Source organism: Fluviispira vulneris, from assembly GCF_014281055.1.
In the GTDB taxonomy this organism is placed as follows: Bacteria; Bdellovibrionota_B; Oligoflexia; order Silvanigrellales; family Silvanigrellaceae; genus Silvanigrella; species Silvanigrella vulneris.
Window position 1 is genome coordinate 1 of record NZ_JACRSE010000007.1, and the last position, 16,988, is coordinate 16,988.

Here is a 16,988-nt window from a genome sequence, read left to right on the forward strand (position 1 = left end):
GCATTACTCACCCGTGCGCCACTAAGGTATTGCTACCTCCGTTCGACTTGCATGTGTTAGGCACGCCGCCAGCGTTCGTTCTGAGCCAGGATCAAACTCTTAGCTCTAATTACTTACTCCATAACTTGCGTTATGAAGATTTTTTTTCTTTTGACGGCTCGTCTTTTATCTCGAGCCCCGAAGCTTCCCTCTCTCTCGACTTGCGTCGATTGAGTCAAAGCCTCTAAGGACCCGCACTCTGTTTCTGCTCTCTTCTCTTGTCAAATAACTTCTCTACTAATGATTGGTGGCGGGGACAGGACTTGAACCTGCGGCCTTCGGGTTATGAGCCCGACGAGATACCAACTTCTCCACCCCGCGTCGTCATCAGTGGTGAAAGGGGTTCTACATGTCGAAGCAGGGACTGTCAAGCAACTTCCAGCTTTTTTTATTAAATAAAAAATGAAACAGAATTAAATCCTTTAAAATAAGCGTGAGTCATCTTTAAATTCAGATACAAAAAAAAGCCTTCATTTTTCATGAAGACTTTTCTAAGCACTCAAAAAAGCAAAAAGCAAAAAATATGCTTAAAACAAAGAACAACTTAAGCGTTCTTCACCACATTTACCAGCTTCTGACGTAAGAAGTTGGGGAGAGCAAAAGCACTGCGATGGATATCTATGTTATAGTATTTAGAGGCTTTTTCGATTGCTTTCGCGCGATCCAGATCAATTTTTTCGAAGGGATGCTGAGCATCGCTTGCAAAACCCCATGACCAATATCCGTAGGGATAAGAAGGAATGGTTCCAACCATCGAGTAGACTGATGTGAATGCGTGCTTTAAGTTTCCATAAACTTTGGCAAGGTCAAATTTATTTTCCCAAGGAGACTCGCACTGAGCCATCACGATACCGCCTGGGGTTAATATTCTTTTGACTTCATTATAGAATTCTCCAGAAAATAGCCCAACGCCAGGACCAATCGGATCGGTTGAGTCCACAATGACGACATCGAACTCACCTTTAGGGCTGTTTTTAACAAATTCAACACCATCACCAATGTGAATTTTAGCTCTTGGGTGATTGAGACCGACTGCTAGAGCAGGAAAAAATTGTCGAGCGGCTTCTACAACCTCTCCATCTATTTCACACAATACAGCTTCTTCCACACAATCGTGTCTTAGAACCTCACGCAACGTCCCCCCATCACCTCCACCAATAACAAGAACACGGCGAGGATTTGGGTGAACCAAGAGGGGCACATGGGAAATCATTTCATGATAAACAAATTCATCACGATCAGAGCACATCATGAGTCCATCTAAGGTAAGAACTCTTCCAAAACCAGTAGATTCAAAAACATCTACCCTTTGAAAAGGACTTTGCACGGTGTGCAATGTTTTTTTAACATGAAGGCCAAAAGAGATTTCATCGTTGTGGCGTTCTTGGTACCAAAGATCAAGGGAAGGAGACGCATTGTCAGAATCAGCTCCAAGAGCGTATGGTATTTTTTTTGAAAACATTTATATTTCCTTTTGATAATGAGGAGAGAAGAGTCTTACAAACTCTTTGCTCTAATAATTAGCACTACAAAAGCAATGAGTCCATATCAAATGAACCAAGGCAAATTAGCAAAAAAAATTGCAACAGCAAAAAATTTTGAAAATAAAAAATCGATAAAAAAAATGAGTAAAGATATTATGGAAGACACGTCTGTCACGATCAATTCACAGTTTCTCGCTAAAACAAAAATAACAATTATTGGAGGGGGAGGAATTGCAGCAATTGAGCTTCCCCGTTTAGCACGTGAATTAAGAAGAAATGGAGCAGAAATTCAATTCTGTATTACTGAAAATTGCTTGAAATTTATTGGGATAGAAAGCTTACGCTGGGCGAGCCAGAATGAAGTCATTATCAACCCATCAGGACTTGCAGAGCACATTTGCACATCGGATGCAATCGTTGTTTCTCCGGCAACTGCAGATTTAATAGCAAAAGCAAGTAATGGTATTTGTTCAGATGGAGCAACCACTCTTTTACAGAGTGCGTTAGGACAAAAGAAAACAATTATTTTTTGTCCAACGATGCATGAAAGCTTATCCAACTCTCCTTTTGTTGATGAAAATAAAGAAAAATTAAAAAATATTGAAGGTGTCTTTTTTACAGCCCCACGCCAAGAAGAGGGGAAGGATAAACTTCCTGCACCTGATATTTTAGCGATAAATATTTCACATATTATTAATAAAAGAAAATTATTTCCTGAGAATCCTAAAAGAGTTCTTATCACACTTGGTGGAACTCGCGCTTTACTTGATCCTGTACGCTGTATTACAAATCTTTCAACAGGCAGTTTGGGTATAGAAGTGGCTAAAGTTTTTTATGCTATGGGTATTGATCTCACTTTACTCACAGCAAATACAAGTAAAGATGTGCCAAAATACGACAATATACAAACTATTAATTTGCCAAACTATTCAGATATGTTCGAATATCTAAAAGAAATTAATGAAAATAAATACAATGGTATCATTCATCTTGTTGCAGGTTCTGATTTTATCCCGAAATCACTTTCACATTCTAAGATTTCAAGCAAAAACGAAACCCTTAGAATTGATCTTGTCAAAGCTGAGAAGATAATAGACTTGGAAAATCTTGCAAAAATACCTTATAAGGCTGGAGCGAAGCTCACCTCAGGCGATCAAGACGAAGGTCTCAAGGTTGGTTATGAGATGATACGTAAAAAAAATTTGGACGCACTTCTTTGGAGCAGTTCAAATACAGCTTGGAATAAAAAAGCGGAACACTCAGGTGTTTTTATAAATATGGATAATGGAAGTAAAAAAGAAACAATTGTAAATGGAAAAAAAGAAATGGCAGCACAGTTTTATTTTAGTTTTATAAATTTCTTGGAAAATCGAAAGTTAAAGAAACAGAAAGCATAAGGTATTACGCAAGTGTTTTATCTTAAAAAATTAGGAAAATTAATCATGTCAGTATCAGAAAAAATCGCTAATGAAGTAAAAGAAAGTGAGATAAAAGATATTTTTCGCGGATTGTTTACTTGGTTTAATGTCGTTGTATTTACAATTTTTTATTCAAGCCTCATATTAATCTTATTTCCATTTGTTTATTTCATTGATAAAGAACGTCATTTATTGCATTATCTTGCAAATCTTTGGGGAAAATCTATTCAACTTGCCAACCCATGGTGGCAATTTTCAATTGAAGGTATAGAAAATTTAGCAAAAAATGGTGAAGCTGTCGTTTATGTATCAAATCATCAAAGCCAGGCTGATATATTAGCATTGTTTATTTTATCGACTCGTTTCCGTTGGCTCGCAAAAGAATCTCTATTTAATATTCCATTCTTTGGTTGGGGTATGCGAGCTGCAGGATATGTCCCTGTAAATAGGGCAAGTAAAAAAAGCGGTGAAAAAAGTATGAAAGCTTCATCCCGCCATTTACGCAGGGGCACACCTATGGTTTTTTTCCCAGAAGGAACACGCAGCGAGGATGGTAATTTAAAAGAATTTAAGACTGGCGCATTTCGTTTAGCAAAAGCTTTGCACGTCCCTGTAGTACCCATAACTCTAAATGGTTGCGCAAACTTACTCCCTAAAGGATCTTTATTGCCAAAACTTGCCAAAGTGACAATTACAATACATCCTAAAATCCAAACAACAGAGATGACTGCTCAAGAAGTTATGCAGAAAGCTCGTGAGAGTATCTCCTCAAAATTGTAAATGGATTATTTTATGAAATTAAAAGCATTTTTATTTTTTCCATTATTCGCGACTTTAATTAATAGTTGTCAGTCTTATACAGACTCAAACGCTACAATTCGTAAAGAAATGTATGCGGGAAAATATAAAGAAGCAACAGAGCTCATTGATAAAAGCGATATAGCCACACAAGGTAGAAATTATGCTCTTTATCGTATGGAAAAAGGGATGTTACTTTATTTACAGGGTGACTATACTCCTGCGATCACACAATGGACACAAGCTGACAGAAAATTAGATGATCTTTATACAACAAGTATATCAAAAACTGCTGCTAGTTTTATTGTAAATGATTCGATGTCAGATTACTCAGGTGAAGCGCACGAAAGAGTTTTGCTACCCATTTTTTCTTCGCTTGCATTTTTTGCAAATAATGACCAAAATAATTCCCTAGTGATGATACGCAGATCATATGATATTAAAAAATATTTAAACTCAGAAAATGAAGGAAAAAATTCATTTAAATACGATGCTTTCTCTCACTATTTTTCTGCCATGGTATACGAAAGCAAAGGTGATTGGGACAATGCTATCGTTGAATACCGTACAGCTTTAAAAAATATCTTAGGTGACAACAATCAATCTGCCTCAGGAAATTTTAAAAATGCAGAAACACAGATTCTAAAAGATCTGGGCAGGCTTGCAGAATTCCGTAGAAGAAATGATATTATAACCGAAATTAAAAAGAAAAATCCGAACTTAACTTGGGATAAACATAGTAACGTTTTAGCAAATGGTGAATTATATATTGTTTATGAATCAGGAAAGTCCCCGATTAAAGTGCCTAAAGATTTCTTTATTCCAACAGGCGGTTCTGTTGCACGAGTTTCTTTTCCTGAGTATAAGTCTCTTTCATATAATTCTCATTATGCTGACATATATATAAATGATAAAAACATTGGGCGCACGATCGTGATGGAAGACATTGGCAAAATGGGCGAACAGGCTCTCACCGATCGACGCTTGAGAGATATCGTAAAACTAGCTGCAAGAGTTATTGCTAAGGAAATAGCAGCGAAAAAATTGAACGAAGAAAATCCGCTTGCAGGATTGGCAGCAATGGGATTTAATTTAGCAACTGAAGTTGCTGATACCAGGGGTTGGACTTCTTTGCCCGACACAATTCAGATATTTCGCGCTACTATTAAACCTAATAAAGAAACAAGTATCGTGATTAAACCTGAAAATTCCCAACCTATCACATTTACTGTGACACTCAAACAGAATGAAAAGAAACTCATAAGGTTTAGAACTTTTGATTAATAAAAGTAAAACTATTTCTACGCAGAAAATTAAGGTAAACAGAATCGATGACATTTAACTCAAAAAAAAATAATTCCTCTTTTAGACTTTGGATGCAACAAATAAAATTGTGGCCTTCCCAATTCTCATTGGTTATTATAAGCATTATAATTATGATCCCTCTCTCTCTCTGTTTACTTATAATTATTCCTTATATAGTGCAGACAATCAATTCAATTCCAGCAGATGTTACTTGGCAAAAACTTTTAGGTGACCAACTTTCTCTTTGGATTTCTCCTTTGGTAGAAGGAACTCCTTTTGAGAGCAAGATTCCTCTTGCATTTCAAAAGAATTGGTTTGCAGTTATTTTAATTTCTATAGCTGGATTGTATGGATTTTTTAATTTCTATAGTGACTACTTGTTAAGAGATTTAGGTGAAAAGTTAGCACATAAACTCCGTTCAGATATTATAAAAAAATACTTGTCATTAAGTTATAATGCAGCAAACTCTATTGACGTTGGTTTACTCGCCTCTATCGTGGGTGAAGATATGCGTGAAATCCAACAAACATTTACAAGACTTATAAGTAGTTTATTAAAGGATGGGATCTCTTCTCTTATTTTTATTGCTTGGCTTATCATCTTAGATCCTCAACTTTTTATTCTATTCCTTACTGTATTAATACCTGCAGCAATTGTCTTAAGAGTCACAAGCAAAACTTTAAAAAAATTATCGCGCCAAGGTCTCCAATTTGAAAGCGAGTTATTAAGTGGTGTTCTTGAAAGAATGAGAGGGTGGCAAACAATTCAAGTCCACAAAGCGATTGATTTTGAAATTAAAAATTTTAATAAAATTAATAATAAAATTTATCATGTATGGAGAAGAGCGACTCGGGCAAAATCATTGGGAAGTCCGCTTGTTGAATGGTTTGGAATCATAGCAGGCGCATTTATTATTATTGCTGCATTAAGAAGAATTTCTGACGGAGCTCTTGAGAGTAATATTTTAACAAGCTTTATGGTAACAGTGGCATTTTTATCTGATAAAGTTAATCGAATGACGAATCAGCTCAACTCAACTCGTAAAGGAACAGATGCTCTTCATCGAGTAAATAACTTTTTATTAAATGATTTAGAAAAAAGATCTGAGATTCAACTTAATCAAAAGGAAGATCTTTCTTCAAATAAAGTTAAGTCTATTCAGTTTCAGAATATTTCAATTGGCAATGATGCTAAAAATATTTTGCTTGATAATTTCAATATGCAACTCAATGCAGGAACATTACTTGCGATTATTGGCCCTTCAGGGATTGGGAAAAGTACTTTTATAAGAACAATCTTAGGTGTTCAACCTTCATTACAAGGTTCATTTCTAATAAATGGAGAAGTTGCTTCAGATAAAACATTTGAAAAATATGCAAAAGATATATGTTTTATTCCACAAGAACCATTTTTATTCTCAGGTACAATATTCGAAAATGTAACATATCCATTACAGATAGAAAATCCAAGTGCAGAAGATATACAAAAAGCAAAGAAAGCTCTTGAACTCTCTCTCCTCGATAAAAATTTGGATGACAAAATTGAAGGCCTCTCTGGCGGAGAAAAACAAAGATTAATGTTTGCCCGTATCTTCTTCAAAAATCCAAGTTTCATTGTTATCGATGAAGGAACGAGCGCAATCGATATAGCAAATGAATTAAAACTCATCGAAAATTTAAAAAGACATGTCTCCGATTCAATTACTTTCGTTGTTGCTCATAGACCTGCCATACGAGATTATGCTACAGAAATATTGGATTTCTCAAAAACTAAACCTTCCCATTTGTTGACTTAATATTACAAATGGCTCAAAAGGAGTTCTTATGAATACAATTTCTTCCATAATTTCTGGAAAAAAAAATCAAGGTTCATCCCATTTTGTTTCAATAAATCCCGCAAATAGAGAAGACATCCTTGGCACATTTGCCAATGCAACGCTTGAGGAGTGTAAAGAAGCATGTGTCAGTGCCCGCAAAGGGCTTGAGCAATGGAAAAGAACTCCAGCTCCAGTAAGAGCTGAAATTATTGCTAACTTTGGGAAATTAATTCAAAAAAATAAAGATGCTTTAGCCAAAATCCTCACACGTGAAATGGGCAAACCTATAAAAGAAGCTCGTGGAGATGTGCAAGAAGCAATTGATACGTGTAATTTTTTTGTTTCTGAAGGGCGTAGGCTTTATGGACAGACCGTTCCAAGCGAAATGCAAAATAAAGAGCTCTATACTTATAGACGACCTATAGGAGTATTTGCTTGTATAACTGCAGGTAATTTTCCCTTTGCTGTACCAAGTTGGTATTTTATTCCAGCCCTTGTCTGTGGAAACACATGTGTATGGAAACCTTCTGAAGACACTCCATATCTTTCATACATTTTTGCTGAATTATTATACGCTGCAGGCGTACCCAAAGATGTTTTCCATGTCGTCTTTGGTAAAGGACCTGAAACTGGTGCTCATTTGGTATCCTTAGTGGACGAAGGCCTAATTGATAAAGTTGGATTTACCGGAAGCACTGAAGTCGGAAAAAAAATTGGTGAAATTTGTGGCAGAAATTTACAAACACCTTGCTTAGAACTCGGAGGGAAAAACCCTCTGGTAGTTATGCCTGATGCTAATCTCGATCTTGTCACAAACGGAGTCATTTGGTCTGGGTTTGGCACTGCGGGACAACGCTGTACATCTTTAGGTAATTTAATAGTCCACAAATCAATCAAAGAAACTCTTATTAAAAAAATATTAGATAAAGTTACAAATTTAAGAATTGGCGATCCTACCAATGAAAATAATTTTTATGGTCCAATGATAGGAGAACGTTTTCTAAAAAAACACAACGAAAATTTAAGCAATCTCATCAAGCCTCATCATAGACTTCTTACTGCTAAAAATGGAACTATTACTGAGCAAAACAAAGATAATAGTTTCGATGGCAACGCTCAGTGCGGATTTTATGCATTTCCAAGCATCGTTGATAACGTAACAGAAAATGATGAAATTTATTCAACAGAAACATTTGGACCTTTATTTAATATTTTAAGTTTTAAAGATATTGACGAAGCAATTTATTTATCGAATAAAACGGGATATGGTTTGAGTTCAGCAATTTATACTACAGATATTGAATCTGCATATAGATTTAGAACAGAGATTTCAGCTGGTATGACAAGTATCAATAACAGCACTACGGGTGCAGAAGCTCATCTTCCTTTTGGTGGAAATGGAAAAAGTGGAAATGGTAGCAGACAATCTGGAATTTGGGTTGTAGATCAATTTACAAAATGGCAATCTGTGAACTGGGATATGAGCGGGAAATTACAGCTTGCTCAAATGGATACCAATTACATCAATCCTTCGGATTATATCGTAAAAGCTTGATTGACTTACAAGGCAATAATTCACCCGTAACACCTAGCTATAAAAGATAAAATTGTTACGAGCAGGAGAGTGTTCATGCCAATATTTCAGGATCTCAAACAATTTGTCCGCTCTGAAAATGAGCATGAGCGCTCTTTAGCTATAGAAAAACTCGCAAAAAATTCTTTTTCTTGGCAAGGGAGTTTACTCACTTGGCAAATTATGGCACTTATTCCTACAGTAGTTGAGAAAGCAAAACTTGCACAGTCTCTCAACATTCCAAATATGCCTAGCAGTGAATGGGCTATTGTCTCTCATCTTTTACTAAAAGAAAACGATGAAAATGTTATTAGTAGTTGTATATCAACATTAGCTCACTCAAAATGCAATTCACTTATTTATCGTATATTACATGCCTTTGATCGTTTAGAACTTACAAATAAAATAATTTATTCATTGTTTTCTTTTGCTGAAGAAACAGGCAATGAAAAACTTGCTGATAAAATATTAACTCTTTTTTCTGCTGATTTACCTGATAATGTTTTAGCAAAAGGCTTTAACGCCCTTATTCGACTTGGTATTATCGATGATAAATCTAAGAATATAGCTCTTAAAATTTTACAGGCTAATAATTCTGAAGATCTAGTTAAATCATCTTTACCTTCGGCACTTATATATTTAGGCTTTGCATGCAATAAAGTTGAATGGAAATCAATTCAAAGTATCATAGCAAATATTAAAAACCCTGAAACAGTGCGTATCTATGAATTATTAAATTCACAAATATCCATATATGAAGATAAAAATTTTGGAATAAAAGCCTGTGAATGTTTCTTTGAAAATTCAATTCATGAAAAAAATCCAAGTTTTATTGGTTACGGAATGTTTAACCAAAAAAATCTTGAAATTGCACTCGAATCATTAATAAAAGATCTTTACAATAAAAAACCTGAAGAACTTATTCGAACGGTTTTGAAACTAAAAAATAAAAAATGCACTGATATTCTTGCAAATAGTACACATCTTGGCATTGAAAGTATAGAAAATGGTAAAAATGAATATCTCGCACAAATTTGGCTAGAATATATTCCAATAAACAATCAAAAGTTTATTCAATCTGTGCAAAACCCAAAGCATTACCGACTCTGGCAAAATATTTCTAAAGATATTGGATTTATTTATCTAAATGCTGAAATGCTCTTGAGTCAACCTTGGCAAGAAAAATTTGAAAAAAGTTTTGATTGTAATATTTTACTTTATCAAATTGTCGCAATTGGAAATAAAAGTTGCCCAGAAAATACATCTAAACTTCTTATTCGCCAAGAATATAAAGTGATTGAAAATTTAAAAAAATATGTAAAGTTTTTATCGCAAAAGTCATCCAATGAGTTCGAATCTTTTGTTGAAAAAGTTTATGCCGCAATTATTGGAGGAAATACCTCAGCGAGTTTTTTAAGAGAAGTTTATAAAATAATGCCTTTTTCTGGCACAAGCTGGGCTTTCACAGCGATTGCACTCACCGCACCTCGACTTGATATTTATACACTTAGTGTGGCGATTCATAGAGAACTTGAAATCATTAAGCAAACACTTTTGAATGGAAATATGCAAAAAGAAGAGTACATCCTAGAAGTCACCTCCCGTTTTCAATCAATATTAGTCGGTGCAGATAGATTTAAATTGCAAGTCAACCAACCCACATTAGTCACTTTAAAAGAGATTTCTTCGCTAATACAAAATATTCTAGATAAAACAGAGGAAAATAAACCTCAGGATGAAGAAGCTGATATTGAAGTGGCAGATTGGAGTGGAAATACGATTATCGATCGCCCTATTTTACTCTGGGAAGCCATTTTACAAGTTTGTTTAAATACACAATTATCATGTGAAGAAAAAGACTATTATGAACTCTTTTTAAGAGAAGGTTTGCGTATAGCACCGCATGTTGAAAAAAGATGGATTGTGCGTGCACTTGTTAAACTCGATACCGATGATGCAATTAAGGCGATTCTTTATCAAGCGCTTCAGCATATAGATATCGATTTTGTTGAACACACAATTGTAGAGTTGTTACGTTCTAAACACACACGATCTCAACAGGCACTTATTCGATCTATCTCAAAACAAAATATTTCTCTTGCTATTAAAATAAAAATTATTAGAGAAATTTCTCTTGAAAATCCTGAAGAAATTTTACAAGAATTAAAAACGCTGCAACTATTAAGATTGCCTGAATCAATTGACAAAGAAATTCAAGAAGCGATTGCTCGAGTTTCACAAAAAGTCACTCAACCGCAAAAACCAAAAAGTGAGAGTGATACAAAAATATCTTCTCAGGACATAGATCTCATAATTAAATCCTTGGTACCTTATGCAAGTTACTTATCTATTGATTCAAAAAGTGCCTTAAGAACAGCTGAAATGATTCTCATTCAGTCCATAGATTGGGGCAATGAAGCCGTCGATTTAAGTCCAATTGTAAATATGCATTGCAAAGCGGTAGAACTCACCATGCGTGATACTTTTGAAGCTTACACAGATTCTCTTGTTCGAAAAGGAGAGCTCTCTAAAAAGCTTGAAATAATAGGATATGGTAAAGGCGTAATTGAAAAAATGAATGCTTTTGAAGATTATATAGCTAATTTACCTGTTATCCGTAGCATTCCTTATTTTAGTAAATTTAAATTAAGAAAAATGTTAAGAGCTATCTGTCTTTATCGCCCTGGCAAGCGCTTTACCCTCGACGGTCCAAAAGCATTTGCTTTGCTTCTTTTAGTAGCAGCACGCAATGAGTGTCAATTTCACTTAAATCAAATGATGAATCTGGGTTTTGCTACAGATAATGATCTTTTTGAATTTATTAAACTTGTTCACTCTTTACAAGACAGTCGCAATCGAGCTGTGCATGAAGGACTCACTTGGGAGGCACGTGATGAAATTGAAAGCATGCGCAAACAAGCCTACAAAATTATTTCAACATGTCTTACAATTGGGAGAAGTTTAGAGACTTTCGTACCGCAAAAAAACTATGACTCACCCATGGAGACTTATTAACTATGGGTATGAGAATTCAGACCAATATAAGTTCTATCAATGCACAAAGGAATTTATCTGTGTCTACTCTCGCGCTTGCCAAACATACAGAAAGAATATCGAGCGGTTATAGAATAAATCATGCCGCCGATGATGCCGCAGGACTTGCTATTTCTGAAAAACTCAAATCCAATATCCGTGGCATGGCTCAAGCAAAACGGAACACATCAGATGGTATTAGCCTCATTCAAACAGCTGAAGGAGGTCTGCACGAAATATCAAACATGCTTATTCGTCTCAAAGAACTTTCAATCCAAGCAGCCAGCGACACAATAGGCGATAATGAACGTGGACATATTCAAAAGGAATTTGTTGCTTTAAAAGACGAAATCGATCGCATAGCTCTAGCGACCGAGTTTAATGGCACTCGTTTGTTAACGGGTAAAGCTGAAATCCCAGAAGATTTACTAAAAAATAGCAACCGTCCTCCGCTTGAAATTCAGGTGGGCCCTTCCTGGTATCAAGCTGTTGATGGTTTGGATGAAGTCCGTAATCCTGTTCATATTATTAGAATAAATCTAGAAAAAATCAACGCGATGACAGGCGGTGAAGGATCACTTGGTCTCGGCAATGTTTCTGATGAAGAAGGCACACGCCTCGATAAAAAAATATATGCTCAACAGACAATCAATAAAATCGATGAAGCCATTGATAAAGTTAACGAATATAGAGCTATTTTAGGCGCAATTCAAAATCGCATGGGTTACGCGGTCGCAAATACGGCGACAATGATAGAAAATCAAGAAGCAGCGAAATCACGGATCAAAGATGCTGATTATGCAGATGAAAGCTCACAAGTTGTACAGCAGGGAATCTTACAAAAAGCAGGAGTTGCCGTTCTAAGCCAAGCAAATCAAATTCCTGAAATGGCACTTAAGCTTTTAGGTTGATTCATATGAAGTCTTTAGATAAGACACCCCGATGGAATCATTTTCTGATTCTGTGTTTTTAAAGGCTTTCTTTATTTATGCAAATAAAAAATCGAAATTTATCTAAGATATTTATCCAAAATGTCACTCTATTAGACTGCGCTCTCTTTATTCCAGAAAAAGGTCCTAAGGGGAAAAGCTGGTACGTCGACATTGTTTGGGAAGGCGAAAAAGACGCGACAGGGGTATTATTCGATTTTAGCTTGGCAAAAAAATCCGCTAAAAGCACTATAGACCATGAGTTTGACCATAAACTACTTGTAACGGCAAGCCATATTCGCTTTCAGTCAAACTCACAAATCATTGTTATCGGTAACAATAGATCTGACACAAAAGAATCGCTTTTTGCCATTAATACGTATAATAACTCGGTAAAAAAAATTGCAAGAGAAACACTGAAAGCTCTTGAATCTGATGACGTATCGGAGCTTGAAAAAGAAATTGCAAATGCGATTTTAAGAAATTCTCCCAGTAATGTAAGAAATGTTAAAGTTACTTTACGTGAGGATGAGAAAAAGAAAAAAGAAAACTATTTTAACTACACACACAGTTTGTGCCATCATTATGGCAATTGCCAACGATTCCACGGTCACAGCAATATTGTAGAGATTTTCCATAAAGGAAAATTTGACCTAGCCAGAAGCGCAAAAGCTGCTAAGAAATTGAATAACTCATATATTATTTCGAGAAATTATCTAGCGGATAAATGGGATTCTCGTCTTATCACTGAACTTGTTGAGCATTGTCCAGAAATTTCAGATTTCAAATCTGAGCTTATTGCAGCACAATATAAAGGCACACAAGGTGAAGTTGCAGTTATTATGCCCAAAATCAATACACTTGCACTCGACTGTGAAAGCACCGTGGAAAATTTAGCTGAATATATAAGAAATCAATTTGCTGACGATACAGATATCGAAGTCCGTGCCTATGAGGGTTTGGCAAAGGGATCGATCTGCACCTGAGGGATAATATGAGCTTTTTAGTAAATGAAATATATCCCTGCTTGCAGGGAGAAGGAGTCAATACAGGGGTTCCCTCTCTCCTTGTCCGTTTTCATATCTGCAATTTACGTTGCACTTGGTGTGACACTCCTTACACCCATACTTTTAAAAGTGATCCTATCGATAAAAATAATCCAAACGGAAAACAAAAATTTGTCCGTCTTTCCTTACCCGAACTTGTAAAAAGAATAAAAGAATTCCCCCAAAAGCACCTTATACTCTCTGGTGGAGAACCCACGTTACACAATCTTGGCTTGCTTATGCGCACTTTAGGGGAAGAATATTCTGCAGAAGTGGAAAGTAATGGTACGAGAATTCCACATAAACAAATACCCAATTTTCTAATCACCGATTATAACTTAATGCAATGGAATATTTCTCCAAAATTTTCCAATGCAGGAGAAGATTTAGTGCCAGAAGCACTCACCCATTGGGCGGAACTTTCAAAAAATTATGATTCTGTGCATTTTAAATTTGTCGTTAGAAAAGATTATTTAAGTGCCGATATGCAAGAAATTATGAATATTATTAACCAACAGAAGATCTCGGCAAAAAAAGTTTTATTGATGCCTGAAGGAACTACGATCCAGTCACAGATTGAAAATATTTGGCTACACGATGAATGTTTAAAACATGGATTTCGCTATGCACCTCGCTTGCATGTTTTATTGTTTGGTAATTTACGCGGCGTTTAAAAACTCTCTTTATGTTTTAAAATATTTTAAAAAAAACTTGAAAAAATAAAAAAACTAAATACATTTGTTAAATGTTGATAAAATTTAATATTATTTTTAAAAACAGGGAGGTTTTTAGTTATGACTCATTTGAATATCATTAAATCTTGTCTAGGTTTATTAGGACTCACGTTGTCTTTTGCCGGCTTCGCAAATTGTCCTCAGAGTACAGAAGTTAAAGTTCAATCGAATGGCTCACATTATGCACAAACGAGTGAAGGATTATGGCTGCAAATACAAGACAACCAAGCCTATTTGTCGCACAACGGAGTCATAGATCAACCTATTTATGAATTTTATGTTATTGCATCGAGCCACAGTCATTTAAATGTTTATAATAAAATGATCTGTATTTATAATTTGAGTAACAATCAATTTATTAAATTAGAATCACCTGCAAATTTTAAATATTCACTCGCTGGAGAAAGCACTAACTGGACAACACTTAACACCGAATTAGGAAAAAGGGCAGGATGTTTTTCCCATCACAGTGATGATAGACTAAAACAGGAATGTCATTTTCATTTACAACCAGAATAATACATTCGGTATTTAAATAATGCTTTGCTAACAATAATATTACGATATTTTAATTGCTAGCAAAATAATCTTGAATTTTTAATTTTACGTTATCATTCTGCTCAATTTCTAAATGAATCTTGATATTTTGTGCTTTAAGACTTGCTAGTGTTACCGTACATAATTTCTGGTCAAATGCAGGTTCGAATATACCAAAAAATGAATCTTGATATTCATGAGGATTTATATCTCTTACATTTGCACTAGCTGCACTTATAATATATTTCCAAGCCCCCACAGTGTTAGGCTTCTTATTATAATCAATTTTATATAATTTACAGAATTGTAGCTTATTTCCTTCACTATCCTTTAAGACTTTACTTGGAATAGAACCGTAGATTTTCCTGAGCGCAAATTTATCGTTTGGACTCAAAAATTCATTAAATGTAATAAGTTCTCCATTAATTTTAGTTATAAATGGCTTTTTATTTAACTTTGCTTCATTGCTTGCACCAGCATAGGAATAATAATGCATCACAGAATTAAAATCATAGCCACCAAATATTATATAATTCTCTGACAAAGGCGCAGGCAGTGGGTCTAAGTTTGTCTGAATGATCTCTGGATTTTGATATATTTTTCTTAGACTGCTTAAATTATAATTAATATTCTCTCTCTGTTCAGGTCGCATGTGCTCATGTTCAAAACCCAGCACATGTAACAATTCATGGCGAATTGGTGCATTGGATTCTACACCTTCATCCGTTTTAAAACATGAAAACGGATCACCATCTAAAATATAGCTTGAACTTAAATTAAGTTTTCCTTCACCTTCTGGCATTCCTACATGAGTAACATAACAGCCTGCACTCAGACCGGCTGCTGTATCCCCAATAATATTAGTTATTCGAATATATGATTTATATTTAGCTAAATTTTCGATTTGATCATTTATTTCTTCAAAAGTTATATTTGCTTCACCTTCTAACTCTCGAATAATTAATCGAATTCTATTTTTTTCGTCTTCACTATGAGGATTACCTTGATTATCAAAGAAATAGTAGATTTTCCCTCCATCCCAAAAATTTATTGACATTAGAGCTCTTTTTGATCTCTTTTTCTTAATTTCTACATGAGCTTTATTTTCTATAATTTCATTTTGACCATTTTGATACGTATTTAAAGTGTAAGCATATGCTGAAAACTGAGTAAAAGCTAAAATTTTTGCAGAAAATTTAAAAATATTTAAAAATTTCAAAATAATACTCCTATAATATATTCACCCTTATTCTTAATAATTAATTATATCTATTTTTATAAAAAAGAAATATTAATTATTTGTTATATTATTTACGCAAAATAATTAAAAAGTCAATTAGATTATTTATTATTTTTATAAATATAATTTTTATTTACACTCATTTTTTTCATAACTGCTAAATATTTTTGCAATTAAAAAATTTCGGAACATAAAATTTGCAAGCAAAAGATGAAGGAAAACAAATTTAGATCAGATTACATATCAGCCCTTTAGATGCAATTTATTTAGATATCTTCTTTATAATTGGGTATCTTAAATTTATATTTTTTTTACTTATAAAAAATATAATTAAATTTTTAAAAACTTGTGGCGAATAAAAAAGTTATGGCAATCTATATTTCTTGTTCTTTTTATATCAATAATGTCAATTTCAAATTAAAAGCACATACGGTGCAATATTTTTTTCTTAGAATAAGGTATTGCTGGCAAAGGTACAATTTTATATTAAATTAAAATTAATTTCAAAAAACCTCACATCAATAATTGAAAACATATTTTTATTTTTTTCATATTTTAAAAACCTATTTTCTTCCAATAAACTAAAGATAATTATATTTGAATTATACAGAATAATATAAGGAGTAAAAATCATGTTATCAGAATATGAATTTGAAAAAAGTCGTCATAAATGGATTATCTTAGGAATAGGAGTCTTTTCTCAAGCTATATTCTCATTTGCCTATGCTGGAATACCCATAACGGGTGTGATCATGCAAAAAGAATATAACTTTAGCATATATCACTTAGGTCTTGTTCTTGGCTGCATGGGTTTAGGTGTCGCTTTATCTGAACTTCTATGGGGTTTACTGACAGATAAATTTGGTGATCGCAGAGTTCTAATCTTTGGGCTTTCTACCATGGGAATGGTTTTTACTTTCATGGCTTTTTATTTAGTTCCAGCAATGGGATTTAAGCCAAATTATATTCAATTGGGAATTGCTTTACTTTAGCAGGAGCGCTCGGTGGTAGTATCAATTCTTCTTCAGGCAGGGC

13 protein-coding genes, 1 tRNA gene and 1 rRNA gene are annotated in these 16,988 nt (G+C 34.4%); 11 read left to right on the forward strand and 4 right to left on the reverse strand.

All coding sequences use genetic code 11. The features are described from left to right. From H7355_RS14760 to speE, 3 genes are all read right to left on the reverse strand, one after another. Positions 1-107 (reverse strand): 16S ribosomal RNA (locus H7355_RS14760); the annotation flags it as partial. A 177-nt stretch (positions 108-284) separates the two neighbouring features. After that, positions 285-360 (reverse strand) — tRNA-Met (locus tag H7355_RS14765). A 223-nt stretch (positions 361-583) separates the two neighbouring features. After that, complete coding sequence (speE, locus tag H7355_RS14770; RefSeq protein ID WP_186649373.1) at positions 584-1,501, reverse strand: polyamine aminopropyltransferase; 918 nt, start codon at positions 1,499-1,501, stop codon at positions 584-586. A gap of 90 nt (positions 1,502-1,591) precedes the next feature. Between speE and H7355_RS14775 the strand changes: the two genes are divergently transcribed. From H7355_RS14775 to H7355_RS14820, 10 genes are all read left to right on the forward strand, one after another. After that, positions 1,592-2,920, forward strand: a complete 1,329-nt coding sequence (locus tag H7355_RS14775; protein ID WP_186649376.1) for a phosphopantothenoylcysteine decarboxylase domain-containing protein — start codon at positions 1,592-1,594, stop codon at positions 2,918-2,920. A gap of 45 nt (positions 2,921-2,965) precedes the next feature. After that, complete coding sequence (locus H7355_RS14780; protein WP_186649379.1) at positions 2,966-3,721, forward strand: lysophospholipid acyltransferase family protein; 756 nt, start codon at positions 2,966-2,968, stop codon at positions 3,719-3,721. A gap of 12 nt (positions 3,722-3,733) precedes the next feature. After that, on the forward strand, positions 3,734-5,023 hold the full coding sequence (locus tag H7355_RS14785) for a COG3014 family protein (protein ID WP_186649394.1): 1,290 nt from the start codon (positions 3,734-3,736) through the stop codon (positions 5,021-5,023). A gap of 47 nt (positions 5,024-5,070) precedes the next feature. Then, positions 5,071-6,840 (forward strand): ABC transporter transmembrane domain-containing protein, encoded by a 1,770-nt coding sequence (locus tag H7355_RS14790; RefSeq protein ID WP_186649397.1) that lies wholly within the window; start codon positions 5,071-5,073, stop codon positions 6,838-6,840. Between the two features lie 28 nt (positions 6,841-6,868). Continuing rightward, a complete protein-coding gene (locus H7355_RS14795) occupies positions 6,869-8,416 on the forward strand; it encodes an aldehyde dehydrogenase family protein (protein ID WP_186649401.1) in 1,548 nt (515 codons plus the stop codon). 75 nt (positions 8,417-8,491) lie between these two features. Then, on the forward strand, positions 8,492-11,449 hold the full coding sequence (locus H7355_RS14800) for a hypothetical protein (protein WP_186649404.1): 2,958 nt from the start codon (positions 8,492-8,494) through the stop codon (positions 11,447-11,449). 2 nt (positions 11,450-11,451) lie between these two features. Beyond that, positions 11,452-12,378, forward strand: a complete 927-nt coding sequence (locus H7355_RS14805) for a flagellin N-terminal helical domain-containing protein (protein ID WP_186649407.1) — start codon at positions 11,452-11,454, stop codon at positions 12,376-12,378. Between the two features lie 77 nt (positions 12,379-12,455). Further along, positions 12,456-13,382, forward strand: a complete 927-nt coding sequence (locus H7355_RS14810) for a 6-carboxytetrahydropterin synthase (RefSeq protein WP_186649410.1) — start codon at positions 12,456-12,458, stop codon at positions 13,380-13,382. Between the two features lie 8 nt (positions 13,383-13,390). Further along, positions 13,391-14,116 (forward strand): 7-carboxy-7-deazaguanine synthase QueE, encoded by a 726-nt coding sequence (locus tag H7355_RS14815; protein WP_186649444.1) that lies wholly within the window; start codon positions 13,391-13,393, stop codon positions 14,114-14,116. Between the two features lie 120 nt (positions 14,117-14,236). Beyond that, positions 14,237-14,695 (forward strand): hypothetical protein, encoded by a 459-nt coding sequence (locus H7355_RS14820; RefSeq protein ID WP_186649447.1) that lies wholly within the window; start codon positions 14,237-14,239, stop codon positions 14,693-14,695. A gap of 49 nt (positions 14,696-14,744) precedes the next feature. Here H7355_RS14820 and H7355_RS14825 read toward each other — a convergent pair whose 3' ends face one another. Then, the gene (locus tag H7355_RS14825) at positions 14,745-15,932 is read right to left on the reverse strand and encodes a M12 family metallopeptidase (RefSeq protein WP_186649450.1); all 1,188 of its coding nucleotides are present in this window, start codon (positions 15,930-15,932) and stop codon (positions 14,745-14,747) included. A gap of 653 nt (positions 15,933-16,585) precedes the next feature. Here H7355_RS14825 and H7355_RS14830 point away from each other — a divergent pair. Next, positions 16,586-16,945: an MFS transporter gene (locus H7355_RS14830; RefSeq protein WP_186649453.1), complete on the forward strand. Its 360-nt coding sequence runs from the start codon at positions 16,586-16,588 to the stop codon at positions 16,943-16,945. Positions 16,946-16,988: the final 43 nt, after the last annotated feature.